The sequence below is a fragment of the Paraburkholderia sp. BL18I3N2 genome, assembly GCF_003001875.1.
Taxonomy (GTDB): Bacteria; Pseudomonadota; Gammaproteobacteria; order Burkholderiales; family Burkholderiaceae; genus Paraburkholderia; species Paraburkholderia phytofirmans.
The window spans coordinates 772,374-797,550 of sequence record NZ_PVNC01000002.1 but is presented as its reverse complement, the minus strand read 5'-3'; the positions used below and the strand labels follow the sequence as shown (position 1 = coordinate 797,550).

At 62.1% G+C, this 25,177-nt stretch carries 21 protein-coding genes and 1 rRNA gene; 14 read left to right on the top strand and 8 right to left on the bottom strand.

Translation table 11 applies throughout. The features are described 5' to 3' along the window. The 3 genes from B0G75_RS09545 to B0G75_RS09535 form a co-directional block, all read right to left on the bottom strand. A 16S ribosomal RNA gene (locus B0G75_RS09545) occupies positions 1–72 on the bottom strand; the annotation flags it as partial. A gap of 483 nt (positions 73–555) precedes the next feature. Next, complete coding sequence (locus tag B0G75_RS09540; RefSeq protein WP_106303594.1) at positions 556–1,824, bottom strand: SGNH/GDSL hydrolase family protein; 1,269 nt, start codon at positions 1,822–1,824, stop codon at positions 556–558. Positions 1,825–1,912: 88 nt separating this feature from the next. Next, positions 1,913–3,535, bottom strand: a complete 1,623-nt coding sequence (locus tag B0G75_RS09535; RefSeq protein WP_106303590.1) for an NAD(P)/FAD-dependent oxidoreductase — start codon at positions 3,533–3,535, stop codon at positions 1,913–1,915. 215 nt (positions 3,536–3,750) lie between these two features. On the opposite strand from B0G75_RS09535, the gene paaA reads away from it, so the two are divergent. The 8 genes from paaA to B0G75_RS09495 all read left to right on the top strand — a co-directional run bounded on the left by paaA (position 3,751) and on the right by B0G75_RS09495 (position 10,037). After that, a complete protein-coding gene (paaA, locus tag B0G75_RS09530; protein ID WP_106303587.1) occupies positions 3,751–4,749 on the top strand; it encodes a 1,2-phenylacetyl-CoA epoxidase subunit PaaA in 999 nt (332 codons plus the stop codon). Positions 4,750–4,788: 39 nt separating this feature from the next. Continuing rightward, positions 4,789–5,073 carry a 1,2-phenylacetyl-CoA epoxidase subunit PaaB gene (paaB, locus tag B0G75_RS09525; protein WP_007179854.1) on the top strand — a complete coding sequence of 95 codons (285 nt, stop codon included), beginning with the start codon at positions 4,789–4,791 and terminating at the stop codon, positions 5,071–5,073. An 8-nt stretch (positions 5,074–5,081) separates the two neighbouring features. Continuing rightward, positions 5,082–5,885 (top strand): 1,2-phenylacetyl-CoA epoxidase subunit PaaC, encoded by an 804-nt coding sequence (gene paaC, locus B0G75_RS09520; protein WP_106303584.1) that lies wholly within the window; start codon positions 5,082–5,084, stop codon positions 5,883–5,885. A gap of 7 nt (positions 5,886–5,892) precedes the next feature. Next, positions 5,893–6,453 (top strand): 1,2-phenylacetyl-CoA epoxidase subunit PaaD, encoded by a 561-nt coding sequence (gene paaD, locus B0G75_RS09515; RefSeq protein WP_106303581.1) that lies wholly within the window; start codon positions 5,893–5,895, stop codon positions 6,451–6,453. 1 nt (position 6,454) lies between these two features. Beyond that, positions 6,455–7,543 (top strand): 1,2-phenylacetyl-CoA epoxidase subunit PaaE, encoded by a 1,089-nt coding sequence (paaE, locus tag B0G75_RS09510; protein ID WP_012434585.1) that lies wholly within the window; start codon positions 6,455–6,457, stop codon positions 7,541–7,543. Positions 7,544–7,690: 147 nt separating this feature from the next. Then, positions 7,691–8,503 (top strand): DUF1835 domain-containing protein, encoded by an 813-nt coding sequence (locus B0G75_RS09505; protein WP_106303578.1) that lies wholly within the window; start codon positions 7,691–7,693, stop codon positions 8,501–8,503. A 14-nt stretch (positions 8,504–8,517) separates the two neighbouring features. Continuing rightward, on the top strand, positions 8,518–9,126 hold the full coding sequence (locus B0G75_RS09500) for a TetR/AcrR family transcriptional regulator (RefSeq protein ID WP_106303575.1): 609 nt from the start codon (positions 8,518–8,520) through the stop codon (positions 9,124–9,126). 242 nt (positions 9,127–9,368) lie between these two features. Continuing rightward, positions 9,369–10,037 carry a GNAT family N-acetyltransferase gene (locus B0G75_RS09495; RefSeq protein WP_106303572.1) on the top strand — a complete coding sequence of 223 codons (669 nt, stop codon included), beginning with the start codon at positions 9,369–9,371 and terminating at the stop codon, positions 10,035–10,037. Positions 10,038–10,120: 83 nt separating this feature from the next. On the opposite strand, the gene B0G75_RS09490 is transcribed toward B0G75_RS09495, so the two are convergent. Next, on the bottom strand, positions 10,121–10,618 hold the full coding sequence (locus B0G75_RS09490) for an Lrp/AsnC family transcriptional regulator (protein ID WP_106303570.1): 498 nt from the start codon (positions 10,616–10,618) through the stop codon (positions 10,121–10,123). Between the two features lie 154 nt (positions 10,619–10,772). Here B0G75_RS09490 and hppD point away from each other — a divergent pair, with 154 nt between their 5' ends. After that, the gene (hppD, locus tag B0G75_RS09485) at positions 10,773–11,870 is read left to right on the top strand and encodes a 4-hydroxyphenylpyruvate dioxygenase (RefSeq protein ID WP_106303567.1); all 1,098 of its coding nucleotides are present in this window, start codon (positions 10,773–10,775) and stop codon (positions 11,868–11,870) included. 156 nt (positions 11,871–12,026) lie between these two features. Here hppD and B0G75_RS09480 read toward each other — a convergent pair whose 3' ends face one another. Continuing rightward, positions 12,027–12,227, bottom strand: coding sequence for a hypothetical protein (locus B0G75_RS09480; RefSeq protein ID WP_106303564.1), 201 nt, complete (start codon positions 12,225–12,227; stop codon positions 12,027–12,029). Between the two features lie 358 nt (positions 12,228–12,585). On the opposite strand from B0G75_RS09480, the gene B0G75_RS09475 reads away from it, so the two are divergent. Beyond that, positions 12,586–16,185, top strand: a complete 3,600-nt coding sequence (locus tag B0G75_RS09475; protein ID WP_106303561.1) for an indolepyruvate ferredoxin oxidoreductase family protein — start codon at positions 12,586–12,588, stop codon at positions 16,183–16,185. Positions 16,186–16,405: 220 nt separating this feature from the next. Here B0G75_RS09475 and B0G75_RS09470 read toward each other — a convergent pair whose 3' ends face one another. Together B0G75_RS09470 and B0G75_RS09465 are read right to left on the bottom strand one after the other, a co-directional pair. Further along, positions 16,406–18,688, bottom strand: coding sequence for an NADP-dependent malic enzyme (locus B0G75_RS09470; RefSeq protein WP_106303558.1), 2,283 nt, complete (start codon positions 18,686–18,688; stop codon positions 16,406–16,408). 312 nt (positions 18,689–19,000) lie between these two features. Next, positions 19,001–20,233: an MFS transporter gene (locus B0G75_RS09465; protein ID WP_106303555.1), complete on the bottom strand. Its 1,233-nt coding sequence runs from the start codon at positions 20,231–20,233 to the stop codon at positions 19,001–19,003. Between the two features lie 362 nt (positions 20,234–20,595). Between B0G75_RS09465 and B0G75_RS09460 the strand changes: the two genes are divergently transcribed. Next, on the top strand, positions 20,596–21,282 hold the full coding sequence (locus tag B0G75_RS09460) for an orotate phosphoribosyltransferase (protein ID WP_007179868.1): 687 nt from the start codon (positions 20,596–20,598) through the stop codon (positions 21,280–21,282). Between the two features lie 92 nt (positions 21,283–21,374). Here B0G75_RS09460 and B0G75_RS09455 read toward each other — a convergent pair whose 3' ends face one another. Next, positions 21,375–22,064, bottom strand: a complete 690-nt coding sequence (locus B0G75_RS09455; protein WP_106303552.1) for a response regulator — start codon at positions 22,062–22,064, stop codon at positions 21,375–21,377. Positions 22,065–22,329: 265 nt separating this feature from the next. Between B0G75_RS09455 and B0G75_RS09450 the strand changes: the two genes are divergently transcribed. The 3 genes from B0G75_RS09450 (at position 22,330) to argC (ending at position 24,853) form a co-directional block, all read left to right on the top strand. Further along, positions 22,330–22,932, top strand: coding sequence for a YbhB/YbcL family Raf kinase inhibitor-like protein (locus B0G75_RS09450; RefSeq protein WP_106303549.1), 603 nt, complete (start codon positions 22,330–22,332; stop codon positions 22,930–22,932). Between the two features lie 216 nt (positions 22,933–23,148). Further along, positions 23,149–23,721, top strand: a complete 573-nt coding sequence (locus tag B0G75_RS09445) for a flavodoxin family protein (protein WP_106303546.1) — start codon at positions 23,149–23,151, stop codon at positions 23,719–23,721. A 184-nt stretch (positions 23,722–23,905) separates the two neighbouring features. After that, positions 23,906–24,853 (top strand): N-acetyl-gamma-glutamyl-phosphate reductase, encoded by a 948-nt coding sequence (argC, locus tag B0G75_RS09440; RefSeq protein ID WP_106303543.1) that lies wholly within the window; start codon positions 23,906–23,908, stop codon positions 24,851–24,853. The last annotated feature ends 324 nt before the right edge of the window (positions 24,854–25,177 follow it).

Genomic DNA, 25,177 nt, shown 5'->3' with positions numbered 1-25,177 from the left:
CTGCCGTTCGACTTGCATGTGTAAGGCATGCCGCCAGCGTTCAATCTGAGCCAGGATCAAACTCTTCAGTTCAAACCTGTTACTGTTTTTCGGTTGTCGCAGTTACCTGCTCGCAACCGGTCGCTCACTCAACGTACTGACGAATGATCTTTCCATCTTTCAATGAAAAAACCTTCCTTTCATTACTGTGTGAGACTTGATACTTTCGCTTCTCCGGCAGACCCCGAAGGACCCCACCGGCGCGTCGCGCATCAAGCGCCCACACTTATCGGCTGTTAATTTTTAAAGATCGATTCCGCATTCACCACCAAACCGGCACCGCACTTCAGCTACCCCGGCACCGCTTCGTTCTGCGTCGCCGCATCAGCAGCAGAGAAACGAGATTATGAAGGCTCTTTTTCGTTTCGTCAACAACATTTTTTCGCATTCGCTTAAAACCTTGTTGACGCTACGGCCGCTGGTTTCTGCCGCGGCCCTCGTTCTGCAACGAGGAGGCGAATCTTAGGTGAACATCAGCCATATGACAAGGGTTTGACCGAAATCTTTTTTGGCGGCTCACTTGCGGGTCGATTTCACTACCGCGTCCAAGGGGACTGCGTCGGCCATTGCTGCATAACCGGCGTCGCTTGGATGGATGTGATCGCCACTGTCGAAGTTGCGTTGCAGGCGCTCCACCTGCGCCGGGTCACGCAGCGCAGCGTCGAAGTCCACGACACCGTCGAAGGCATGACTAGTCCGAATCCACTGGTTGACGGCGAGCCGAATGCTTTCTCGCTGCGGCGGAAGCGACGCCGGCGTCAGCGTCGCACCGAACACCTTCACACCGGCGTGCCGGGCCATAACGATCAGTCGCTGGTAGCCGGCAATCAGATCGGCGGCCGTCACCGAGGTGTGCGGAAAGTCGCAATCGAGACCATTGCGCGGCGGCATTGCCGCGAAGTTGATGTCGTTGATTCCGATCAGCAGAATCGCCGTCTTGACGCCCGGGCGCCCGAGCACGTCATGCTCGAAGCGCGTCGCGAGCGCGTCGCCGTAGCAAGGAGAGTCGCTCAGCAAGCGGTTACCGCTGATCCCCAGATTGACGATCGCGGTCGACCGGTCGCCGCTAGCGGCAAACCGGCGCACCAACGCGTCAGGCCAGCGGCGATTCTGATTCAGGCTGGAGCGCATGCCGTCGGTGATCGAGTCACCGATCGCGGCAACGGCGGTGGATGCAGGCGCCGCGTCCACCGACAATCCGGTCATCCACACGTATTGTGTAAACCGGCCGCGAAACGCTTCCGCGGAAGCGTCCGCCGTGTGATTACCCGATGCCGAAACGTAGTTCACCTGGTTCGAAACGCGATGCCAGGCAGCGACGCGCTGCTCCGGCCCCATAAACGTGCTGACGGCGTAAGGCGCACCTTCGGCGATATCGATAGCGACTGGATCGCTGTCCAACTCACCACCCGGCGGAATCGAGACCGTGCCGTTGCCGCCGAACGTCACGCGCGTCCCGCCACCAGCTGCCGCCGCGCCGCCCGCCGAGCGCGCGATGCGCAGATCTTCAATAACGAGCGCAGTTTTGCCGTACCGGTTGCTAAGGTGGACCCGCGCCGATTTTCCGGACAACGTCGGATAGACGATCTGGCGCACGGTGCGCCCGGCAACTTCCGGTACGCGATAGAGCGGGGGCAAGTCCGCCCGTTGCGGGATGGGCTGCAGCGCAGTCGCCCATGCGGTGACCCAATGCGCCGGAGTGTCAGCTGCGAAAACGGTCGGGGAAGCGACAAATTGGACAAGCAGCGCCGCGCCGCATGCGGCAGCCAGGTTGCGAATGGTCATTCGGGTGGTCGGTTGGAGGCGAAACGTGCATTGTGCCCGATCGGTCCAGCCGTCGCGGCTCTCCGCAACGGCATTTACACGCGGCGACTCAGGCCGTCTGCGCCCCGGCCATCTTCAACGCGAGCGCTTCGGCGACTTCAATCCCGTCGATGGCCGCAGAGTAGATCCCGCCAGCGTAGCCAGCGCCTTCGCCGGCCGGATACAGGCCTTCGACATTCATGCTCTGATAGTCATCCCGCCGACGCACGCGAATCGGCGACGACGTTCTCGTCTCGACGCCCGTCAGCACGGCATCGTGCATCGCGAACCCGGCGATCTTCTTGTCCATCTGCGGCAAGGCTTCGCGAATGGCCTCGATCACGTAGTCGGGGAGCGCCGTGCTGAGATCGGTCGGATGCACGCCGGGTTTGTACGACGGCACCACCGAACCCAGCGACGTGGACGGCCGCCCGGCGATAAAGTCGCCGACCAGCTGGCCCGGCGCCATATAGTTACCGCCGCCGAGCTCGAAAGCCCGCTCTTCCCATTTGCGCTGGAAAGCAATGCCGGCGAGCGGCCCACCCGGATAGTCGTCCGGCGTGATGCCAACCACGATCCCGGCATTGGCATTTCGCTCGGCCCGCGAATACTGGCTCATGCCGTTGGTCACGACGCGGCCCGGCTCGGAGGTCGCCGCCACCACGGTGCCGCCCGGGCACATGCAAAAACTGTAGACGGCGCGGCCGTTGCTGCAGTGATGCACCACCTTATAGTCGGCGGCGCCAAGCTGTTTGTGACCGGCAAACTTGCCGAACCGGCTGCGGTCGATCAAACCCTGCGGATGCTCGATCCGGAAACCGAGTGAAAACGGCTTCGCTTCAATATAGACGCCGCGGTCGTTCAACATCTGGAAGGTATCGCGCGCGCTATGGCCGACCGCCAGCACTACATGGTCACAGCGCAGCGTTTCGCCGGTCGAAAGCTTCAGCCCGCGCACCTTGCCCTGATCGATCTCGATGTCGTCGACGCGGGTTTCGAAACGCACCTCGCCGCCCAGTTCGTGAATGCTCGCGCGCATTTTCTCGACCATGCTCACCAGCCGGAACGTGCCGATATGGGGACGGCTCAGAAACAGGATGTCCTCCGGGGCGCCGGCTCGCACGAATTCGTCGAGCACCTTGCGGCCGTAATGCTTAGGATCCTTGATCTGGCTGTACAGCTTGCCGTCCGAGAAGGTGCCCGCGCCGCCTTCGCCGAACTGCACATTCGACTCGGGATTGAGCACCGACTTGCGCCACAGGCCGAAGGTGTCCTTGGTGCGTTCGCGCACGGCCTTGCCGCGCTCGAGGATGATCGGCCGGAAGCCCATTTGCGCGAGGATCAGCCCGGCAAACAGGCCGCACGGCCCCATGCCGATTACGACGGGGCGCAGCGCGGTCATCTGCGCCGGCGCCCTGGCGACGAACCGGTAAGTCATGTCGGGCGTCACGCCGCAATGCGGCACGTCGGCGAGCCGCTTGAGCGCCGCCGCTTCATCCTTAACCTCGACATCGACGATGTACGTGAGCTTGATGTCGGCGCGCTTGCGCGCATCGTGCGCGCGGCGAAACACGGTGTATCGGATGAGCCCATCCGCAGCCACGCCGAGTTCCGCGAGGCGCGCGCGCACGGCGGCTTCGAGGGCGCTCTCGGGATGATCGAGCGGGAGTTTGATTTCGCTTAGACGTAACATGAGTACCGGGGGATGCAGGAAGGCCGCAAATCGCGGCCAATTCGCAATTTTATAGGTTTAGTGTAGTGACGGGGCGGCGGCTAGACGAAACGATTGCCGAGGAGACCGCCCAGGCCCCTATCGGCTCCACCGACTCATCTCAAAAAATTTATTAACCGACCGGTCGGTTGGTTTATACTGTGCGCACACAGACAACTTCCGCAGAGAGCGTCCCCATGTACACGCAATCCCTGGATATTCCGGGCAATGTCGCTCCGCTGGACGCGGGCGCAGACTCGTCCGAGCAGATGCACTTCGACGCGGTCATGGCCGCCGACGGCAAGATCGAAGCTCAAGACTGGATGCCGGAGGCCTATCGCAAGACGCTGGTCCGGCAAATCTCGCAGCACGCGCATTCGGAAATCGTCGGCATGCTGCCGGAAGGTAACTGGATCACGCGCGCGCCCAGCCTGAAGCGCAAGGCGATTCTGCTCGCCAAAGTGCAGGACGAGGCCGGCCACGGCCTCTATCTATATAGTGCAGCGGAAACGCTCGGCGTGTCGCGCGATCAGCTGATCGCCGCGCTGCACTCGGGCAAAGCCAAATATTCGAGCATCTTCAATTACCCCACGCCCACCTGGGCGGACGTCGGCGTGATCGGCTGGCTGGTGGACGGCGCGGCAATCATGAACCAGATTCCGCTGTGCCGCTGCACGTACGGCCCGTACGCACGCGCCATGATCCGCATCTGCAAGGAAGAGTCGTTCCATCAGCGCCAGGGTTTCGACGCGCTCATGTCGATGATGTCCGGCACCGAAGCACAACGCGAGCTGGTCCAGCAGGCCGTGAACCGCTGGTGGTGGCCCGTGCTGATGATGTTCGGCCCGAGCGACAAGGATTCGATCCACAGCAACCAGTCTTCGAAATGGGGCATCAAGCGCATCTCGAACGACGACCTGCGGCAAAAATTCGTCGACGCCACCGTCGACCAGGCCAAGGTGCTCGGCGTCACGTTACCCGACCCGGACTTGAAATGGAACGAAGCGCGCGGCCATCACGACTACGGCGACATCGACTGGGAAGAGTTCTGGCGCGTGGTGAATGGCGACGGCCCGTGCAACCGCGAGCGTCTCGCCACCCGCGTCAAAGCGCACGACGACGGCGCCTGGGTCCGCGAAGCCGCACTCGCCCACGCCGAAAAACAGCGCCAGCGCGCACAACAGCACGCCGCCTAACCCGCGCGGTATGCCGGACAAAGAATCAGGAGATCTGCAATGAACAAGGAATGGCCGATTTGGGAAGTCTTCGTGCGTAGCAAGCAGGGACTCGACCACAAACACTGCGGCAGCCTGCACGCCGCCGACGCGCCGATGGCGCTGCGCATGGCGCGCGACGTCTACACGCGCCGCCAGGAAGGCGTGAGCATCTGGGTGGTGCCGTCATCGGCGATTACGGCGTCCGCGCCGGAAGACAAGGCGGAGCTGTTCGAACCGGCTGGCGACAAGATCTACCGCCACCCGACGTTCTACACGCTCCCCGACGAAGTCAACCACATGTAAGCGCGGCTATGACCATCACGCCCCAACATCTCCAGTACGTGCTGCGCCTCGCGGATACCGCGCTGATTCTCGGTCAGTGCAATACCGAATGGTGCGGCCACGGCCCGATCCTCGAAGAGGATATCGCGCTGTCGAACATGAGCCTCGACCTGATCGGCCAGGCGCGTCTGCTGTACACGCACGCCGCGTCGCTCGAACAGCAACTCACCGGCAAAAACCGCACGGAGGACGACTACGCGTACTTTCGCGCCGAGCGCGAGTTCGCCAACTACACGCTCGCCGAGTTGCCGCATGTCGGCCCGCTGTCGGCCACGGCGAAAGCCGAGAAGGATTACGCGGTCACTATCGTCCGCAATTTCCTCTACTCGACGTTGATGGCGCATCTGTGGACTGCCCTCACGGCATCCACCGACGAGCAACTGGCGGCGATCGCGTCCAAGTCGATCAAGGAAACCAGTTACCACGTGCATCACGCACGCGAGTGGCTGATCCGTTTCGGCGACGGCACCGAGGAATCGCACCGCCGCGCGCAAGCCGCACTGGACTATCTGGTGCCGTATACGCGGGAGTTCTTCAGCACGGACGCCGTCGAGGAAAGCATCGCGGCAGCCGGCATCGGCCCGCTGACGTCGGACCTCGAAACAGCATGGCTCGACGACGTGCGCAACACGCTCGACGACGCCACCTTGACGCTGCCCGAACCGGTCAAGCACGTCACGACCGGCAAGCACGGCGAACATTCCGAGCACATGGGCTTCGTGCTGGCTGAAATGCAAAGCCTTGCACGCCAGCATCCCGGCGCCACCTGGTGATCTGACGATGACGACTTCGACAGCCCTCCGCACGACCGAAACGACCGAAACGACCGACGCCACCCTGGCACGCGCATGGACCGTGCTCGAAACGGTGCCCGATCCAGAGATTCCGGTGGTGTCGATTCGCGAGCTCGGCATTTTGCGCGACGTGCGGCGCGACGCCGACGGCACGCTCGAAGTCGTGATCACGCCGACCTACTCCGGTTGCCCGGCCATGTCGCAGATTGCCGAGGACGTCTCGCATGCGCTCGACGCGGCGGAACTGAAGCCCTATCGGATCTCCACGGTGCTCGCGCCGGCTTGGACGACTGACTGGATGACCGCCGACGCACGCGAAAAGCTGCGCGCCTACGGCATCGCGCCGCCCACGGGCAATTGCGGTTCGCCCGCGCCCGTGCAGGAAAAAGTGATGCGCTTCGTGCCCCGCGCGCTGCCCGCGCCGTCGTGTCCGCGTTGCGGCTCGGCGCACACCGAGCGTCTCGCGCAATTCGGCTCGACTGCCTGCAAAGCCTTGTACCGCTGCCTCGACTGCCGCGAGCCCTTCGACTACTTCAAACCATACTGATATGGCCACTCCGCAATTTCACCCGCTGCGTATCCGCGAAGTGCGGCCTGAAACCGCCGATTCGGTTTCGGTCGCCTTCGAAGTCCCCGCTGAACTGCGCGACCACTATCGTTTCACGCAAGGCCAGTTCGTCACGCTGAAGACGCATATCGACGGTGAGGAAACGCGCCGTTCGTATTCGATCTGCGTCGGCGTCACCGATTACGACCGCGACGGCGAACTGCGCATCGGCATCAAGCGCGTACGCGGCGGACGTTTCTCGAACTTTGCCTTCGACACGCTGCAGCCCGGCCACACGATCGACGTGATGACGCCGGACGGGCGCTTCTTCACCCATCTGAACGCCGATCAGGGTCAGCAATATCTGGCGTTCTCGGGCGGTTCGGGCATCACGCCGGTGCTGGCCATCATCAAGACGACGCTCGAAGTCGAACCGCGCAGCACCTTCACGCTCGTGTACGGCAACCGTAGCGTCGATCAGATCATGTTCGCGGAAGAACTCGAGGATCTGAAGAACCGCTTCATGAACCGCTTCGTGCTCTATCACGTGCTGTCCGACGATCTGCAGGACGTCGAGTTGTTCAACGGCGTGCTCGATCAGGATAAGTGCGCTGCCTTCATCGAGAATCTGTTGCCGGCCGACGCGATCGACGAAGCCTTCATCTGCGGCCCCGCTCCGATGATGGACGCCGCCGAAGCCGCGCTGAAAGCCGCCGGCGTGCCATCGGAAAAGGTGCACGTGGAGCGCTTCGGTTCGCCGCTGCCGCAAGCGGGCGTGCCGCCGGTCGAAATCACCGAAGATACGCCGGCTGCCGACCTCGAAATCGTCCTCGACGGGAAACGCCGCAAGCTGCGCCTGCCGTATCAGGGCGTGAGCGTGCTCGACGTCGGCCTGCGCGCCGGTCTCGCGCTGCCTTACGCGTGCAAGGGCGGCGTCTGCTGCACCTGTCGCGCGAAGGTGCTGGAAGGCGAAGTGAAGATGGAAAAGAACTACACGCTCGAAGAACACGAAATCCGCGACGGTTTTGTGTTGACGTGCCAATGCCATCCGATCAGCGACCGCGTGGTGGTGAGCTACGACGAACGTTGAGCCGTGTGCGACAGGCGGGCCCGCAAGACGCCCGTCGCGCTTTCAGCAGGTGCGCGATCCGCTTACACTAGGGGCCGCTCGCGACCGGACACCTGTTCCGGTCGGTGAGCGGCCCCTAATGTTGTCAACCGCCCTACGCCACTGCCGATGAGCACGATCCATCTCACCAACGGCGATGTCGCCGCCGAGTCACTGCGCACCGCATTGCGCGATGCGGGCCGCGACGAGCGCGTGCACGCACTGCGCGACGATCTCGCGGTCGGCCCGCTGCGCGGCATCGACGACGCGCCCGACGTGCGCGCGGACTTCTGGGATCGCATGAGCGCCGACACGAAGCGCGATTTCCTGCGGGAATTCCGCGAGCAGGCCGCGGCGCTGGAGAATGTCGCGCGCGGCGAAGCGAACCTGGTGGTCTGGCACGGCGAAAGCGCATCGGATCAATTGATGCTGCGCCGCGTCTGCTATCACCTGCGCAACAACCCGCAGCGTCTGAACGAAGTGCGTCTGTCGATTCGCGATCTCACCGATCCGGGCGCGTGGGCGCATAGCCGGAAAGACCGCGCGACGTCGGTCGGCATGTTCGCGCCGGCCGTTCTGCAATCCCGTCTGCCGGACGCCGCGCCGATTTCCGTGCTGCGCATCAGCCGCCTCGCGCTCGAATGGCAGGAAGTCAAACACGCGAACGGCGAAACGCGGCGCTGGCGCGACAATACTTTTACGAGCGGTAGCTTCGCGGAACTCGACGCGCTGATTCTCGAGCAAGTGACTGAACACTGGCAGCCCGCCGCGCGCGTTGCCGCCGAATTAATGGTCGCTGAGCTCGGCTTCCTGGTCAGCGACACCGTTGTGCTGTGGCGCTTCCGTGAACTAGCCGCAACCCGGCGTATCAAGCTGCGCGGCGACGCGAGCGCCTGGCGCGCGCTCGAATTGTGCGCAGCGTTCGCCCCCTGTCCACATTAATAGAACAGACGACTATGGCCCGCACCCGAGCGCCCGACCACGAAACCCAGCGCGAACAGATTCTCGAACTCGCCGCGGCGAAGTTCGCCCAGACCAGCTATCCCAGCACCTCGATGGCCGACCTCGCCGCCGCGAGCGGCACCTCGAAAGCGCGCCTCTACCACTACTACGCGAGCAAGGAAGCGATCCTGTTCGATCTGCTGGACCGTTACACCAAGCGGCTGATGCTGATCATCGCGGAGGTGGAGGGCGCGAGTCAGCGGCGCGGGTTATCGGAGCGGGAAACCTTCGCCGAGCTGATCCGGGCGTTTCTGTCGGAGTATGAGACGTCGCACAGCCGGCACGTCGCGCTGTTGAACGACGTGAAGTATCTGGTCGATACCCAGCGCGAAGTGATCCTGAACCGCCAGCGCGACGTGGTGGCCGCTTTTGCGCGGCAGTTGGCTCGCGCCTATCCGGAGCGCGCCACGCGCGACAACCAGACCGCGCTCACCATGATGGTGTTCGGCATGATCAACTGGACCTTCACCTGGCTGAAGCCGGACGGCCGGATGGGTTACGGTGAATTTGCCGAACAAGTGGTCGGCATGGTGGACCACGGATTGGGCTCAAACCCGGCTTGATTCCGCACCGCAACAATATTCATACGAAATAATGGCTGAAAGTGACCGATGTGCGACATCGTGTTACGAACGCTCGTCTCATTTATTTATGATTTAAAATCAATGAGATAGAAATAGGGCGCAAACTTTTAAGGCAACCTCTTCAAATATTGATACGGGTTTTCCCTAGTGCACAGCGTCGATCTCCGCTAAAATTGCTTTTGCGGTGCACCACGCCGCTCGACCAAAAGGAGAACCCGACCATGAACTTGACTACACCCCGCGCCGCTGAGCCGATCGTCGCGCACGATCGTTTGATGCAGCCAGCCGGTCGTGCGCCTGCTCTGGTCCGCGAGCTCACTATAGTCGACCGCGAACGCCTGCTCACCCACTTTCTGGCGCTCGACGAAGACGACCGACTCCTGCGCTTCGGCCAGATCGTGCCGGACCACGTGATCGAAAACTATGTTCGCGCGATCGACTTCAAGCGCGACACCGTCTTCGGCGTCTTCAACGATCAATTGCAGTTGACCGGCGTTGGCCACCTGGCTTACCTGCCCGCCGAAGGCGACAAGCGTACGGCCGAGTTCGGCGTGTCCGTGCTGGAAAGCGTCCGCGGCCAGGGCATCGGCTCGAAGCTCTTCGAGCGTGCCGCCATTCGCAGCCGCAATACGCACGTCACCATGCTGTATATGCACTGTCTGTCGCGCAATTCGACCATGATGCATATCGCGAAGAAGGCAGGCATGAAGATCGAATACGCGTACGGCGAGGCAGACGCTTACCTCACGCTGGCGCCGGCGGATCAGTCGAGCATCATCACGGAAATGCTGCAGGAACAGGCCGCCGTGTTCGACTATGCGCTCAAGCGGCAAGCGCGTCAGGCGTCGAAGCTGTTCGAATCGTTCATGCCGACGGCTGTCGCAGCCTGAGAGCACTGAGCTTCGGCAAACAAAAAGGGCAGCCCAATGGCTGCCCTTTTTGTTTGCCTTTCGCCTCGCCCCCGACGCTCGCCTCACAAGATCGGCAGCGCGGTCGTCTCCTTAAACTTTTCCAGCGAGAAGCTCGATTTCACGTCGATCACCGACGGATGATGTAGCAACTGGTCCTGCACGAAGCGTGAAAAGTGCGCCATGTCTTTGACCTGGACGCGCAGCAAATAATCCATTTCGCCGGTCATTGCGTGGCATGCCACCACTTCCGGCCACGTTTGCACCGCCGCGCGAAACAGATCCGCATGCGTGGCGTCGCCACGCGAACTGAGCGCCGGACCGCCGCGCTTTTCGAGCCGCACATTCACATAGGCAAGCAAATCGAGCCCAAGCTGTTGCGCATCGAGCAGCGCCACATAGCCGCGGATCACGCCGCTCTCTTCCAGCCGACGGATACGCCGAAGACACGGACTCGGCGAAAGATTGATGCGCTCGGCGATCTCCTGATTCGACAGCCGGCCGTTCTCCTGAAGAATCGCCAGAATTCGCCTGTCGATGGCGTCTATCTCTATATTGGCCATTTTCTGCCGTCCATTCGAAATGTTGAGCTAGAAACTAGCGTCAGCGTAGCGACGCGCGATTAAGTTCGCAAGTTTACGCCGCAGACAGGCCTTTACACTGGCTTCATTCAGTCGCGCAATCGCCCACCGGCTCGCGCCTATCAGGAGACAGACAATGCAGGTTTCAACTTGGGACAATCCGCTCGGCACCGACGGCTTCGAGTTCATCGAATACACCGCGCCGGATCCGAAGGCGCTCGGCAAGCTGTTCGAACAGATGGGCTTTACCGCCGTGGCCCGGCATCGTCATAAGGACGTGACGCTGTACCGCCAGGGGGAAATCAACTTCATCGTCAATGGCGAACCGGATTCGTTCGCGCAACGCTTCACGCGTTTGCACGGCCCTTCGATCTGCGCGATTGCTTTCCGCGTTCAGGACGCCGCCAAGGCGTACGAGGAAGCGCTGGAAAAAGGCGCTTGGGGCTTCGACAACAAAACCGGCCCGATGGAATTGAACATTCCGGCGATCAAGGGTATTGGCGACTCGCTGATCTATTTCGTCGATCGGTGGCGCGGCAAGAACGGTGCAGAGCCGAACAGCATCGGCAACATCGACATTTACGATGTCGACTTTGAACCCATTCCCGGCGCGAATCCGAACCCGGTCGGCCACGGCCTAACCTACATCGACCACCTGACGCACAACGTGCATCGCGGCCGGATGCAGGAATGGGCGGAATTCTACGAGCGTCTGTTCAACTTCCGCGAAGTGCGTTATTTCGACATCGAAGGCAAGGTGACGGGCGTGAAGTCGAAGGCGATGACCTCGCCGTGCGGCAAGATCCGCATCCCGATCAATGAAGAAGGTTCGGAAACCGCTGGCCAGATTCAGGAATATCTCGACGCGTATCACGGCGAAGGCATTCAGCACATTGCCCTGGGCAGCAACGACATCTACCGCACGGTGGACGGCTTGCGCGCATCGAATATCTCGCTGCTCGACACGATCGACACGTATTACGAGCTGGTCGATCGCCGCGTGCCGAATCACGGCGAGCCGCTCGACGAACTGCGCAAACGCAAAATTCTGATCGACGGCGCGCCCGAAGATCTGCTGCTGCAGATTTTCACCGAAAACCAGATCGGCCCGATCTTCTTCGAGATCATTCAGCGCAAGGGCAATCAGGGCTTCGGCGAGGGCAACTTCAAGGCACTGTTCGAATCGATCGAACTGGATCAGATTCGCCGTGGTGTGGTGCAAGACAAAGTCTGACGGCTTGCGCCGCTTCACGAGAGCGGCTGTATAGATCCAAATGGAAAGGGCGAAGATCTCACGATCCTCGCCCTTTTTCATGGCGCCGTTGTCTCAAGCGAAACCTTGGTCGGACAACGGCAGGTTATTCAACCGACACGCCGCATGCGCGGCGCATCACGAATTCTGGTCTTCCTCGTCGGACTTAACGGGTCGCGTGACGCGGTTCATGGCAATGCGTGCCGGCGCGACCTGCGCCGTGCGGATTACCGCGTTCGACAGCGCCCCTGCACTGCCCGAGTTCGAGCGCACCGGTGCGCTCATGGCGAAAAATGCTGCCGAGACCATCAGGAAGGTCTGGATGTTTCTAGTGTTCATGCGTACTCCTTTTCTAACTGCCCTGTTGTCGTGAAGCTCCGCCGAATGCGGAGCGTTGCGCGGACATTGCTCACAGGTGGGGGTTAGACAGACATTTCGAGCGCGGTTCCGCAGATTTGTAGTTTTTACAGCTTGTTACAGGCTGTAGCCCGAGCGGTGTGCGGCGAGAAGCGCCGCATGCCTGCCGACATTCGCGACAAAAGCGGAAGCCTCGTTCCTCCTAGGCTGCGGCGGGTTTTCACCAGTGCTACCATCACTTAAAACACGTCAATATGACGGCCCCGGCCCTACGCATTCACAAGATGCCGCGGCCCAAAAAAGTTTTGGTGATCCCAAACTGGTTGGAGGAGTACACATAATGAACGCCCCGCTAGACGCAGGTCAGCGAGCCTCGCTCGAAGCCGCGCTATCTTCCGTCACGCTCGACGACAAATACACCCTCGAACGCGGCCGCGCGTACATGAGCGGTATCCAGGCGCTAGTGCGTCTGCCGATGCTGCAGCAGGAACGCGACCGGGCCGCCGGGCTCAACACCGCCGGCTTCATCTCCGGCTACCGTGGATCGCCACTCGGCGGACTCGACCAATCCCTGTGGAAGGCGAAACAGCATCTCGCCGCGCATCAGGTCGTGTTCCAGCCAGGCGTCAACGAAGATCTCGCGGCTACCGCCGTTTGGGGTTCGCAGCAAGTCAATCTGTACCCGAGCGCCAAATACGACGGCGTGTTCTCGATGTGGTACGGCAAAGGCCCAGGTGTCGACCGTTCCGGCGACGTCTTCAAGCATGGCAACTCGGCCGGTTCGGCGCGCAACGGCGGCGTTCTCGTCCTTGCCGGCGACGACCACGCCGCGAAATCGTCCACACTCGCGCACCAGTCCGAACACATTTTCAAGGCTTGCGGCCTGCCGGTTCTGTTCCCGTCGAACGTCCAGGAGTATCTCGACTTCGGTCTGCACGGCTGGGCGATGAGCCGCTATTCCGGTCTGTGGGTTGCCATGAAATGCGTGACCGATGTGGTCGAGTCGTCGGCCTCGGTCGACATCGACCCGCATCGCACGAAGATCATCCTGCCGGAAGACTTCGCGATGCCCGAGGGCGGCCTGAATATCCGCTGGCCGGATCCGCCGCTGGTGCAGGAAGCGCGTCTGCTCGACTACAAATGGTATGCGGCGCTCGCCTACGTGCGGGCCAACAAACTCGACCGCGTCGAAATCGATTCGCCGCATGCGCGCTTCGGCATCATGACCGGCGGCAAGGCGTATCTCGACGTGCGTCAGGCGCTGACCGACCTCGGTCTCGATGACGAAACCTGTTCCCGCATCGGCATCCGTCTGTATAAGGTCGGCTGCGTGTGGCCGCTCGAAGCGCAAGGCGCGCAGGCGTTCGCGCGCGGCCTCGACGAAATTCTGGTGGTCGAGGAAAAGCGCCAGATTCTCGAATACGCGATCAAGGAAGAACTGTACAACTGGCCCGACGCGCAACGTCCGCGTGTGTTCGGCAAGTTCGACGAGAAAGACGGTGCGGGCGGCGAATGGTCTGTGCCGATGGGCAACTGGCTGCTGCCTGCGCACTACGAACTTTCGCCGGCGATCATCGCAAAGGCGATCGCCACGCGGCTCGACAAGTTCGACTTGCCGTCCGATGTGCGCGCCCGCATCGCCACGCGCATCGCGGTGATCGAAGCGAAGGAAAAAGCGCTAGCGCGGTCGCGCGTCGAAGCCGAACGCAAGCCGTGGTTCTGCTCGGGCTGTCCGCACAACACGTCGACCAACGTGCCGGAAGGCTCGCGTGCGATGGCCGGCATCGGCTGCCATTACATGACGGTGTGGATGGACCGCAGCACCAGCACGTTCAGCCAGATGGGCGGCGAAGGCGTCGCGTGGATCGGGCAGGCGCCGTTCAGCAACGACAAGCACGTGTTCGCCAATCTCGGCGACGGCACCTACTTCCACTCCGGGCTGCTGGCGATTCGCGCGGCGATCGCGTCGAAGGCCAACATCACCTACAAGATTCTCTATAACGACGCGGTCGCCATGACCGGCGGCCAGCCGGTCGACGGCGTGCTGACCGTGCCGCAGATCACACATCAACTCGCCGCCGAAGGCGCGACAAAAATCGTGATCGTCACCGACGAGCCGGAGAAGTACTCGGCGAATGTCGGCCTCGCACCGGCCATCGACATTCATCATCGCGACAAGCTCGACGAGGTACAGCGCGCGCTGCGCGAAGTGTCCGGCACGACGATCCTGATTTACGACCAGACCTGCGCGACGGAGAAACGCCGCCGCAGGAAACGCGGCACGTATCCGGACCCGGCACGCCGCGTCGTGATCAACGAGGCCGTGTGCGAAGGCTGCGGCGATTGCTCGGTGAAGTCGAACTGCCTGTCGGTCGAGCCGCTCGATACCGAGTACGGCACGAAGCGCCAGATCAATCAGTCCACCTGCAACAAGGACTTCTCGTGCGTGAACGGCTTCTGCCCGAGCTTCGTCTCGGTTGAAGGCGGTCAGTTGCGCAAGCCGAAGGCCGCTTCCGGTCTCGCCGGCGATGCGATGCCGCCGGTGCCGGAACCCGACCTGCCGTCCATGGAGAGGCCGTACGGCGTGCTGGTCACGGGCGTCGGTGGCACGGGTGTCGTGACGATTGGCGCGCTGCTCGGCATGGCCGCGCATCTGGAGAACAAGGGCGTTACCGTGCTCGACGTCACCGGCCTCGCGCAGAAAGGCGGCGCCGTGATGAGCCACGTGCAGATCGCGAAGAATCCGGCCGACATTCACGCGACCCGTATCGCCATGGGCGAAGCGAGTCTCGTGATCGGCTGCGATGCGATCGTCACGGCCAGCGATGAATGCGTGTCGCGTATGCAGGCGGGCCGCACGCGCGTCGTGTTGAACAGCGCGCATACACCGACCGCTGAACTCATCAAGAACCCGAACTGGCGCTTCCCGGGCAGCAGCACGGAAGCCGACGTGCGCGCCGCCGCCGGCGACGACGGTGTCGATACGGTCGACGCGAATCACTTCGCGGTCGCGCTGCTCGGCGACGCGATCTATACGAACCCGTTCGTGCTCGGCTATGCATGGCAACGCGGCTGGGTGCCGCTCATGTATCAGTCGCTGATGCGCGCCATCGAGTTGAACAACGTGCAGGTCGAGAAGAACCGTGCGGCGTTCGAGTGGGGCCGCCGTGCCGCGCACGATCTGGCCGGCCTGCGCAAGCTCGCGCAATCGCAAGGGCGCGGAGCCGCGGCGGAAACGACGAGCAGCAAGATCATCTCGCTGCATACGCCGAAGGCGCTCGACACGCTGATCGACAAACGTGCCGAGTACCTGACCGCGTGGCAGAACAGCGCGTATGCCGACCGTTATCGCGCGCTGGTGTCGCAAGTGCGTGCGGCGGAATCGGCGCTCGATTCGATCGACGGCCAGTTGCCGTTGACCGAAGCGGTCGCGAAGAACCTGCACAAGCTGATGGCCTACAAGGACGAGTACGAAGTCGCGCGTCTCTACAGCGATCCGGCGTTCATCGAAAAGCTGAAGGCGAATTTCGAAGGCGACTGGAAGCTGCACATTCACCTCGCGCCGCCGACGTTCTCGAAGAAAGACGCCAAGGGTCATCTGGTGAAGAAGAAGTACGGTCCTTGGGTTTTCAGCGCGATGCACGTGCTGGCACGCTTGAAGTTCCTCCGCGGCACCGCGCTCGATGTGTTCGGCAAGACGGAAGAGCGCCGCACTGAACGTGCGTTGATCGGCGAGTATGAAGCGCTGGTGCGCGAACTGATCGCCGGCCTCACTGCGCAGAAGCGCGAGTTAGCCGTCGAACTGGCGAATCTGCCGGACGGCATTCGCGGCTATGGTCACGTGAAGGAAAATAACCTGAAGGGCGTGCGCGTCAAATGGAACGAGTTGTTCGCGCGGTGGCGTTCGCCCGACGCCGGCAAGACGCAACACGCGGCGTGATCGTAGTGGCTTGACCGGCTCGCCGGTCTGAGACAAAAAGGCGGCTGTCCTCCCGGACAGTCGCCTTTTTTACGTGCTGCGCTGTGAAACGCGGCGCGTGACGCTGTTGGAACGACAGCGCGCCAATAAAAAAGCCACGGAAACGACATCCGTGGCTTTTTTCGCGGACTCGTCGCGCGCGCCTCAACGAGGCGCCGCTCCGATTCTCAAAGCATCCGCATTACTTCGCGTTCACTGCCTTGCGTGCGTTGGCCGAAGCCACTGCCGTCATGTTGATGATCCGACGCACGGTCGCAGCCGGCGTCAGGATGTGCACCGGCTTTTCCGCGCCCAGCAGGAACGGACCGACCGTCACGCCTTCGCCGCCGATCATCTTCAGCAGGTTGTACGTGATGTTCGCCGCTTCGACATTCGGCATGATCAGCAGGTTGGCTTCGCCGGTCAGCGTCGTGCCCGGGAACGCAGCCTTGCGCACCACTTCCGACAGCGCGGCATCGCCATGCATCTCACCATCGATCTCGAGCGAGGGCGCACGTTCGACAATCAGCTTGCGAGCCGCTGCCATGCGTTGCGACGACGACGACGGCGCGCTGCCGAAGTTCGAGTTCGACAGCAACGCCACCTTCGGCGTGATACCGAACTTCTCCATCTCGCCCGCAGCCAGCATCGTCATATCGGCGAGTTGCTCGGCGGTCGGCGTTTCGTTCACGTACGTATCGCAGATGAACAGATTGCGGCCCGGCAGCATCAGCAGGTTCATGGCAGCGAAGTTCTGCACGTTGTCCGCCTTGCCCAGCACCTGCTCGATGAACTTCAGATGCGCGTGATACTGGCCAATCATGCCGCAGATCATGCCGTCAGCTTCGCCAAGGCGCACGAGAATCGCGCCGATCAACGTGTTGAACTTGCGCATTGCGGCCTTCGCCACGTCCGGCGTCACGCCTTCGCGCGCGCCAAGTTCGTGGTAAGCCTGCCAGGATTTCTGATAGCGCGGATCGTCTTCCGGATCGACGATTTCGAAGTCCTCGCCGCACTTGAGTTTCGAGCCCATCTTTTTCAGACGCATCTCGATCACCGACGGACGGCCGACGAGAATCGGCTTGGCGATCTTTTCCAGCAGCACGAATTGCGCGGCGCGCAACACGCGCTCGTCTTCACCTTCCGCGAACACGATACGCGCCGGTTCCGACTTCGCGGCCGCGAACACCGGACGCATCACCATGCCCGTGCGATACACCGTCGTACCGAGTTCTTCGCGGTACGCGTCCATGTCTTTGATCGGACGGGTCGCCACGCCCGAATCCATCGCGGCTTGCGCGACAGCCGGCGCGATCTTGATGATCAGACGCGGATCGAACGGCTTCGGAATCAGATAGTCGGGACCGAATTCCAGCGAGTGGCCTTCGTACGCCTTCGCGACTTCATCGCCCTGATCGGTTTCTTCAGCCAGTTCGGCAATCGCGCGCACGCAGGCGAGCTTCATTTCTTCCGTGATCGTGGTCGCGCCGACATCCAGCGCGCCGCGGAAGATGAACGGGAAGCACAGCACGTTGTTGACCTGGTTCGGATAATCCGAACGGCCAGTCGCGATGATGCAGTCCGGGCGAACCTTCTTGGCGTCTTCCGGGCGGATTTCCGGTTCCGGATTGGCCAGCGCGAGGATCAGCGGCTGCGTGCCCATTTCGGCGACCATCTCCGGCTTCAGCACGCCGGCGCTCGAGCAGCCGAGGAACACATCCGCGCCGCGGATCGCGTCAGCGAGCGTACGTGCCTCGGTGTTCGCCGCGTAGCGTTCCTTCGACGGATCCAGGTTGCCGCGGCCTTCGTAGATCACGCCCTTGGAGTCGGTGACGAGAACGTTCTTCTTCGACAGGCCCAGATTCACCAGCAGGTCCAGACAGGCGATTGCCGCAGCGCCCGCGCCCGAACACACCAGCTTGACTTCGTCGAGCTTCTTGCCGACCACTTTCAGGCCGTTCAGGATGGCCGCGGAAGCGATAATCGCGGTGCCGTGCTGATCGTCGTGGAAGACCGGAATCTTCATGCGTTCGCGCAGCTTCTTCTCGATGTAGAAGCACTCGGGCGCCTTGATGTCTTCGAGGTTGATGCCGCCGAGCGTCGGCTCGAGCATTGCGATCGCTTCGACCAGCTTGTCGGGATCGGACTCGGCGAGTTCGATGTCGAACACGTCGATGCCCGCGAACTTCTTGAAGAGACAACCCTTGCCTTCCATCACCGGCTTCGCGGCGAGCGGTCCGATGTTGCCGAGACCAAGCACGGCCGTGCCATTCGTGATCACGCCGACGAGGTTGCCGCGCGAGGTGTACTTCTGCGCGTCGAGCGGCTCATCATAGATCGCCATACAGGCCGCGGCGACGCCCGGCGAGTACGCCAGCGACAGATCGAGCTGGTTCGATAGCGGCTTGGTGGGCGTGACCGAAATCTTGCCGGGTTTCGGATTCTGGTGGTATGCGAGAGCGCTTTGCTTAAGTTGTTCGTCCATTTTTTGGCCTGCGAGACGTAAGTAATTGGGCCCGGCACACCGCACCGTCGGCGTCGCGTGCATCTATCGAATGGATAATCGATTGAGGCGGTTTTCGCTTGCGCCGGTTGGGCGCCGCGTCGAACCTCGCCGGAGGACAGGACGATGCGGAGTGCTTCGCGGGTCGGTTAGTGTACACCCCGAATGAGACGATGCACTGACTGGTTAACCATGCTCACCATCGGCGAAACAGGCGTGTGCATTGCTGCGGCGCCGCATTCGACGGGCTTCTTGCGGCTTGTCATCCGCAGGTCACGGACAGGCGGTTCGCACTCACTCGAGCTCGGCGCCGCGTCGTTCGGGAATCAGGAAAAGTGTCGCGAAGATGTCGAGCAGGTAGATCGACGCGAGCAAAGCGAGCGCTGCACCGAACGAATAGCGCGCGGCCAAAGCGCCCACCACCACCGGTCCGAAACCGCCCACCGCGCGGCCGGCGTTGAACAGCACGTTCTGCGCAGTGGCGCGCGCATCGGTCGGGTAAAGCTCGGAGATCAGCGCGCCGTAACCGCCAATCATGCCGTTGACGAACACGCCCATCGCCGCGCCGCCAATCAGCAATGCCATCGGTGTACTCAAGTGAGCGTAGACGAACACCATCACCACCGCGCCCGCCTGATAGAACAGAAAAGTCGGCTTGCGGCCGAAGCGGTCGGCGGCGATGCCGAACAGCCAGATGCCGCACGCCATGCCCAGAATCGTCGCGGCGGTCCACAGTCCGGATTTGGTCAGCGAATAGCCGAAAGTTTTCGACAGATAGCTCGGCAGCCAGATCATCAAACCGTAGTAGCCGAAGTTCTGGACCGAACAGAGAATCGCCACGCCGATGCTTGCCCGCGTGGTGCGGCCGTCCGCCACCAATAATTTAAGCGGCGGCTTGCGCATGCCGCGCGCCACGCGCTCGGTAAAGAGCGCCGGTTCTTCGACGCGGCGCCGCACGAAGAACGACACCACCGCCGGCAACAGCCCGAGCGCGAACATGCCGCGCCAGCCGATCACCGGCAACAGCAGCGGCGTCAGCAATGCCGCCGCCAACACGCCGAGCTGCCATCCCAAGCCGACATACGACGACACGCGCGCCCGCTGCGCTGCCGGCCACGCTTCGGCCACCAGCGTCATGCCGATGCCGAACTCGCCACCGAGCCCGATTCCGGCAATGGTCCGGTAGGCCAGCAGATCGGCATAGCCTTGCGCGAGCGCGCACAATCCGGTGAATACGGCGAAGATCAGGATCGTCCACGTCAGCATGCGCACGCGGCCGAAATAGTCGCTCAGCACGCCGAAGATCAACCCGCCCGCTACCGCGCCGATGAGCGTCCAGGTGACGAGCGAACCGGCCTGCGTGGAGCTCAGATGCAAATCGGCGGCAATCACCGGCAGCATGAAGCCGAGGATCAGCAGATCAAAGCCGTCCATCGCGTAGCCGAGCACCGAGGCGATCAACGCGCGGCCGGCATAGCCATTTCTCACGGATGCGCGGGAGTCGGTGGCGGAGGGAGCGACGTTCATTGAAAGCATTCCGTAGTCGAATGGGCGGCAACGGCGGCAAGCGCCCGAGAAATTCGCGTGAGTGTAAAGGCGCCCCCCACGGCCCACAAGCGAACCAAAAAGCACTCGTCCGGCGCCGTCCTTCAATGTTCGGCAAGCTCGCCCGGTGCGTCCGTTATGACCGTCATTCGCCGCGGCAACGCACGACGGCCTCCTCGGAAGAGCCCGTTTCGGGTAAAATGTCGGCCTACGCGCGCAGCAAAAACCGGCCTGCACTCCACTGACCGGCCGCGTATTCCGCCCAACATGGCGCGGAATACCACGCTTGCTGCGCCACCGGGCCCCGCGCCCGCTTCTCCCCGCTCACACCCAAGGATCCGCCCATGACAGGCTTCGATCGCCAGACGATCTCCGACACGACCGCCAAAATGCTGCTCGAAGTGCAAGCCGTGCACTTCAACGCGGAGAAACCGTACATTTTCACGTCCGGCTGGGCGAGCCCGGTTTATATCGACTGCCGCAAGCTGATCTCGTATCCGCGCGTGCGCCGCGGCCTGATGGAAATGGCCGAGACCACGATTCTGCGCGACGTCGGCTATGAGCAGATCGACGCCGTCGCCGGTGGCGAAACCGCCGGCATCCCATTCGCGGCATGGCTCTCCGATCGCCTGATGGTGCCGATGCAATACGTGCGCAAGAAGCCGAAGGGTTTCGGCCGTAACGCGCAGATCGAAGGCCTGCTGACCGAAGGTCAACGCGTGCTGCTGGTCGAAGACCTGACCACGGACAGCCGCAGCAAGATCAACTTCATCAACGCGCTGCGCACCGCCGGCGCCACGGTGAACCACTGCTTCGTGCTGTTCCACTACAACATCTTCAAGGAAAGCGTGTCGGTGCTGAAAGACATCGACGTCGATCTGCACGCGCTTGCCACGTGGTGGGACGTGTTGCGCGTCGCGAAGGAAAACAAGTACTTCGACACCAAGACGCTCGACGAAGTGGAAAAATTCCTGCACGCGCCGGCTGAATGGTCGGCGGCGCACGGCGGCGCAACCTCGACGCCGCAATAAGGCTCGCCGCCTCGCGCGGTTCGAATAAAAAGGGCGACTGTCTTATCGACAGTCGCCCTTTTCTATTTTTGCCCTAAGCCTTGCGTGCGACCTTAAGACGCTCCGCTACCGTCTTCGGTTGAATGCGACGACAGGTTCAGCAAGCCATTGCTCTGCGCGTACTGGAACAACTCGGAATCCCGTTCGATGCCGAGCTTGCGCATGGCGGTGTTCTTCTGCGTGCTGATGGTCTTGATGCTGCGGTTGAGGTGCTCCGAGATCTCCTTGATCGTCATGCCCGACACGAACAGGCGCACCACTTCCAGCTCGCGCTTCGACAGCATTACTTCGTCGTTCTTACCGCCGGCATTCATGCGCAACGCATCTAGCGACGCCTTCACCGACGGGCTCATATATTCGAGGTTGCGACTGACGTGCTGCACCGCGAGCCCAATATGGCTGAGATCGTCCGACTTGTTGACGACGGATGTCACGCCAAGTTCGCTCAGCCGCTTGAGCAACGCTGCGTTCTCGAGCATCGTCAGGACGACGATGGGAAGCTTGGGGAAATTGCGGCGCAGGTAGCCGATCAGCGGCAAACCGTCGCCGTATTGACCGCCTGGCATTGCCAGATCCGTGACGAGCACGTCGCAGGCAATGGTTTGCAGCACTTTGATCAATTCGGTGGACTGTCGCGCACGCGCCACGACCTGCAAACCGGGAAACTTGAGCAAAGCCTGCTCGGCGCCGAACAGAATAACCGGATGGTCGTCAGCCACCACGACCCTGACTGGATCTTGCATTGCCCTCCCCTCGACAGATACACCACTCTGCAAAACTTCCGACATGTCTTATGTATTCTTACTTCTGAAACGGATGAAGGCGCGGGCTGTCTCCGCGCGGAAAATTCCTCCGACTATAGCCGATTGTGGTCTGCAAATTCCAGCGTACCGCAACAATGATGCGTCGTAGAGCTAATGTTAGACTTGGATCGACCTTGAGGCACAAAATAGGGACAATAACCATCGCGAGGACAACCGCCTCGCGCCCTCACAGGAGAACCGGCACATGCGCTCGCGTTGCCTGGTTGTTTCGATTGCTTCGCCGTTCCGCCGTCTACCGTCGTTCCCCTGCGCCATGCTGGGCCTCGCGCTACTGGCCGCGCACGGGCCTCATGCTCTTGCCGAAGGCGCGTTTGCGCTGACGAGCGCCAGCTTCGGCGCGGGCGGCACCGTGGCGGAGGCTCAGGTTTTCAATCGGGACGACTGCAAAGGCGGCAACCGCTCACCGCAACTTTCCTGGCACGACGCGCCGCCCGGCACGCGCGGCTTCGCCGTCACCATGTTCGATCAGGATGCGCCGGGCCGCGGCTGGTGGCACTGGTCGGTGGCCGGCATTCCGGCGACTGTCACCAGCTTGCCGGAGAATGCGAGTTCTTCTGGCTTCCTCAGCAAACTCGGTGCGGTCGAAGCGCGCAACGACTTCGATACCGACGGCTATGGCGGTCCCTGTCCGCCGCCCGGCAAACCGCATCGCTACATCATCACCGTTTATGCGCTCAGCACCGTCGACCTGCGCCTTGCGCAAGGCCGTCCCGCGCTGATGTTCGATCATGAGATCGGCACCGCCACGCTCGGCTTTGCGAGGATGGTGGTCAATTACGGGCGCTAATTTCGCGCGTCGTGGCACAGCGGGTCGCGTGCAAACCGCGCCGCTGCAGCTGGCGTACGGATTGCGTCGGATTGCCGCCCGTGCGGAAATTCTGTCATCCGCGCACGCTAATGTGCGGCGTGGCCGCGTGCGACTTGCTCAACCCCGGCGCGCCGCTGCAGTTGCGCACCACTGCCGTGCCCGACCCACCGTCTTTTCACTTTGCTGGAGCGTCTCATGTCGAAGATCGTCATCGTTTATCACAGCGGCTACGGCCACACGAAGAAAGCCGCCGAGTCCGTGCTGGCGGGCGCCCTCGAAGCCGGCGCTGACGCGAAACTGATGCCGGTCGGCGAGATCGACGATGCAGCGTGGGCCGAACTGGCCGCGGCCGACGCCATCATCTTCGGTGCGCCGACCTACATGGGCGGCCCCTCCGCCGACTTCAAGAAATTCGCCGATGCAAGCTCGAAGCCGTGGCTCGAGCAGGCGTGGAAAGACAAGATCGCGGCCGGCTTCACCAACTCCGCGACCATGAACGGCGACAAGTTCTCGACGATCCAGTATTTCGTCACGCTGGCCATGCAGCACGGCATGATCTGGGCGGGCACCGGCATGATGCCGTCCAACACCAAGGCGGCGACCCGCAACGACCTGAACTATGTGGGCGGCTCGACCGGCCTGCTCACGCAATCACCGGCCGACGCGTCACCGGAAGAAGCACCGCCCTCCGGCGATCTGGAAACAGCGCGGATGTTCGGCGCACGCGTAGCCGCGGTCACGGCGCGCTGGATCGCCGGGGCCCGCTGACGCGCGGACTGCCGCGATCCGGCCGGCATCGGCTTGCATCTGCCTCACAACGGGTCACGCCGATGTCATGTTCGGCGCGCATCGTCGTTTTTTCACCCCTTTTGCACGCCCGGCGCCGTCACGTCTTAAAATGACGTTCCGGCGCGGTGTCGCGCCCCGTTTCCAGCAAGCCAGTGAGAGCGAGATGAGCACGAAAGTTTTTGTCGACGGACAGGAAGGCACGACCGGCCTGAAGATTTTTGAATACCTGTCGCAACGCGCCGACGTAGAGATCCTGCGTATCGAAGAAGCGAAGCGCAAAGACCTCGAAGAGCGCCGTCGTCTCATCAACGCGTCGGACGTCACGTTCCTGTGCCTGCCGGATGTCGCCTCGCGCGAATCCGCTTCGCTGGTCGAGAACGATCGCACCGTGCTGATCGATGCCAGCACCGCGTTCCGCACGTCCGCGGACTGGGCTTACGGCCTGCCCGAACTGGCCCGCTCGCAACGCGAGCGTCTGCGTACGGCGAAACGCATTGCCGTGCCGGGCTGCCATGCGTCGGCCTTCGTGCTCGCCATGCGTCCGCTGGTCGAAGCCGGCGTGGTGGCGCCCGAGTTCGCCGCGCATGCTTACTCGATCACCGGCTACAGCGGCGGCGGCAAGAAAATGATTGCCGACTACGAAGCCGGCGGCAACGACAAGCTCAAGAGCCCGCGTCCGTACGCGCTCGGTCTCACGCATAAGCATCTGCCGGAAATGGCTGCGCATACCGGCCTGAAGTCGGCGCCGATCTTTACGCCGATCGTCGGCGACTTCTATAAGGGGCTGGCGGTCACCACCTTCTTCTCGCCGAACCAGCTGGCGAAGAAAGCCTCGCCGCAAGACGTGCAGGCGCTGTTCGCCGAGTACTACGCGGGCGAGGCGTTCGTGAACGTCGCACCGTTCGACGCCGAAGCGAACCTGGACAGCGGCTTCTTCGACGTGCAGGCGAACAACGACACGAACCGGGTCGACCTGTTCGTATTCGGCAACGAAGAACGCTTCGTGACCGTCGCGCGTCTGGACAACCTGGGCAAGGGCGCGTCGGGCGCGGCGATCCAGTGCATGAACCTCGCGATCGGCGCCGCTGAGGAAAGCGGTTTGAAACGCTAATCCAGCTCGCAATTGCGGACGGTAATTCGCCGTCAATCAATTGAAAGGCCGGTCTGCAAAAGACCGGCCTTTTTGTTTTAAATGCGCGCCACTCAAAATTCCCTTTCCGCGATTAATCAGTAGTAGCCCGTATTTCTTAAAAAATCAAAATCGGACTAGCCGACAAATCGCCGGTAATTCATTCCTGATATCGACGCATAGCGCACAGTTTTCCGCCTAGGGAAACTCCGGATTTTTTCGCGAACGGTCGTTCGCAGATGATAGAGCCATTTTGCTCGAAGGCTTACCTGGCAAGGGAGTGCGACGAAGCAACGTTGCTGGCCT

Bases quoted from the DNA above. Each gene is read 5' to 3' on its own strand.
- B0G75_RS09455 (WP_106303552.1), bottom strand. From the start codon at position 22,064: ATGCAAGATCCAGTCAGGGTCGTGGTGGCTGACGACCATCCGGTTATT.
- argC (WP_106303543.1), top strand. From the start codon at position 23,906: ATGAGCACGAAAGTTTTTGTCGACGGACAGGAAGGCACGACCGGCCTG.
- paaA (WP_106303587.1), top strand. From the start codon at position 3,751: ATGTACACGCAATCCCTGGATATTCCGGGCAATGTCGCTCCGCTGGAC.
- B0G75_RS09500 (WP_106303575.1), top strand. From the start codon at position 8,518: ATGGCCCGCACCCGAGCGCCCGACCACGAAACCCAGCGCGAACAGATT.
- B0G75_RS09535 (WP_106303590.1), bottom strand. From the start codon at position 3,535: ATGTTACGTCTAAGCGAAATCAAACTCCCGCTCGATCATCCCGAGAGC.
- B0G75_RS09450 (WP_106303549.1), top strand. From the start codon at position 22,330: ATGCGCTCGCGTTGCCTGGTTGTTTCGATTGCTTCGCCGTTCCGCCGT.
- B0G75_RS09490 (WP_106303570.1), bottom strand. From the start codon at position 10,618: ATGGCCAATATAGAGATAGACGCCATCGACAGGCGAATTCTGGCGATT.
- B0G75_RS09495 (WP_106303572.1), top strand. From the start codon at position 9,369: ATGAACTTGACTACACCCCGCGCCGCTGAGCCGATCGTCGCGCACGAT.
- B0G75_RS09445 (WP_106303546.1), top strand. From the start codon at position 23,149: ATGTCGAAGATCGTCATCGTTTATCACAGCGGCTACGGCCACACGAAG.
- B0G75_RS09480 (WP_106303564.1), bottom strand. From the start codon at position 12,227: ATGAACACTAGAAACATCCAGACCTTCCTGATGGTCTCGGCAGCATTT.
- B0G75_RS09465 (WP_106303555.1), bottom strand. From the start codon at position 20,233: ATGAACGTCGCTCCCTCCGCCACCGACTCCCGCGCATCCGTGAGAAAT.
- B0G75_RS09460 (WP_007179868.1), top strand. From the start codon at position 20,596: ATGACAGGCTTCGATCGCCAGACGATCTCCGACACGACCGCCAAAATG.
- paaD (WP_106303581.1), top strand. From the start codon at position 5,893: ATGACGACTTCGACAGCCCTCCGCACGACCGAAACGACCGAAACGACC.
- hppD (WP_106303567.1), top strand. From the start codon at position 10,773: ATGCAGGTTTCAACTTGGGACAATCCGCTCGGCACCGACGGCTTCGAG.
- B0G75_RS09470 (WP_106303558.1), bottom strand. From the start codon at position 18,688: ATGGACGAACAACTTAAGCAAAGCGCTCTCGCATACCACCAGAATCCG.
- paaE (WP_012434585.1), top strand. From the start codon at position 6,455: ATGGCCACTCCGCAATTTCACCCGCTGCGTATCCGCGAAGTGCGGCCT.
- paaB (WP_007179854.1), top strand. From the start codon at position 4,789: ATGAACAAGGAATGGCCGATTTGGGAAGTCTTCGTGCGTAGCAAGCAG.
- B0G75_RS09505 (WP_106303578.1), top strand. From the start codon at position 7,691: ATGAGCACGATCCATCTCACCAACGGCGATGTCGCCGCCGAGTCACTG.
- paaC (WP_106303584.1), top strand. From the start codon at position 5,082: ATGACCATCACGCCCCAACATCTCCAGTACGTGCTGCGCCTCGCGGAT.
- B0G75_RS09540 (WP_106303594.1), bottom strand. From the start codon at position 1,824: ATGACCATTCGCAACCTGGCTGCCGCATGCGGCGCGGCGCTGCTTGTC.
- B0G75_RS09475 (WP_106303561.1), top strand. From the start codon at position 12,586: ATGAACGCCCCGCTAGACGCAGGTCAGCGAGCCTCGCTCGAAGCCGCG.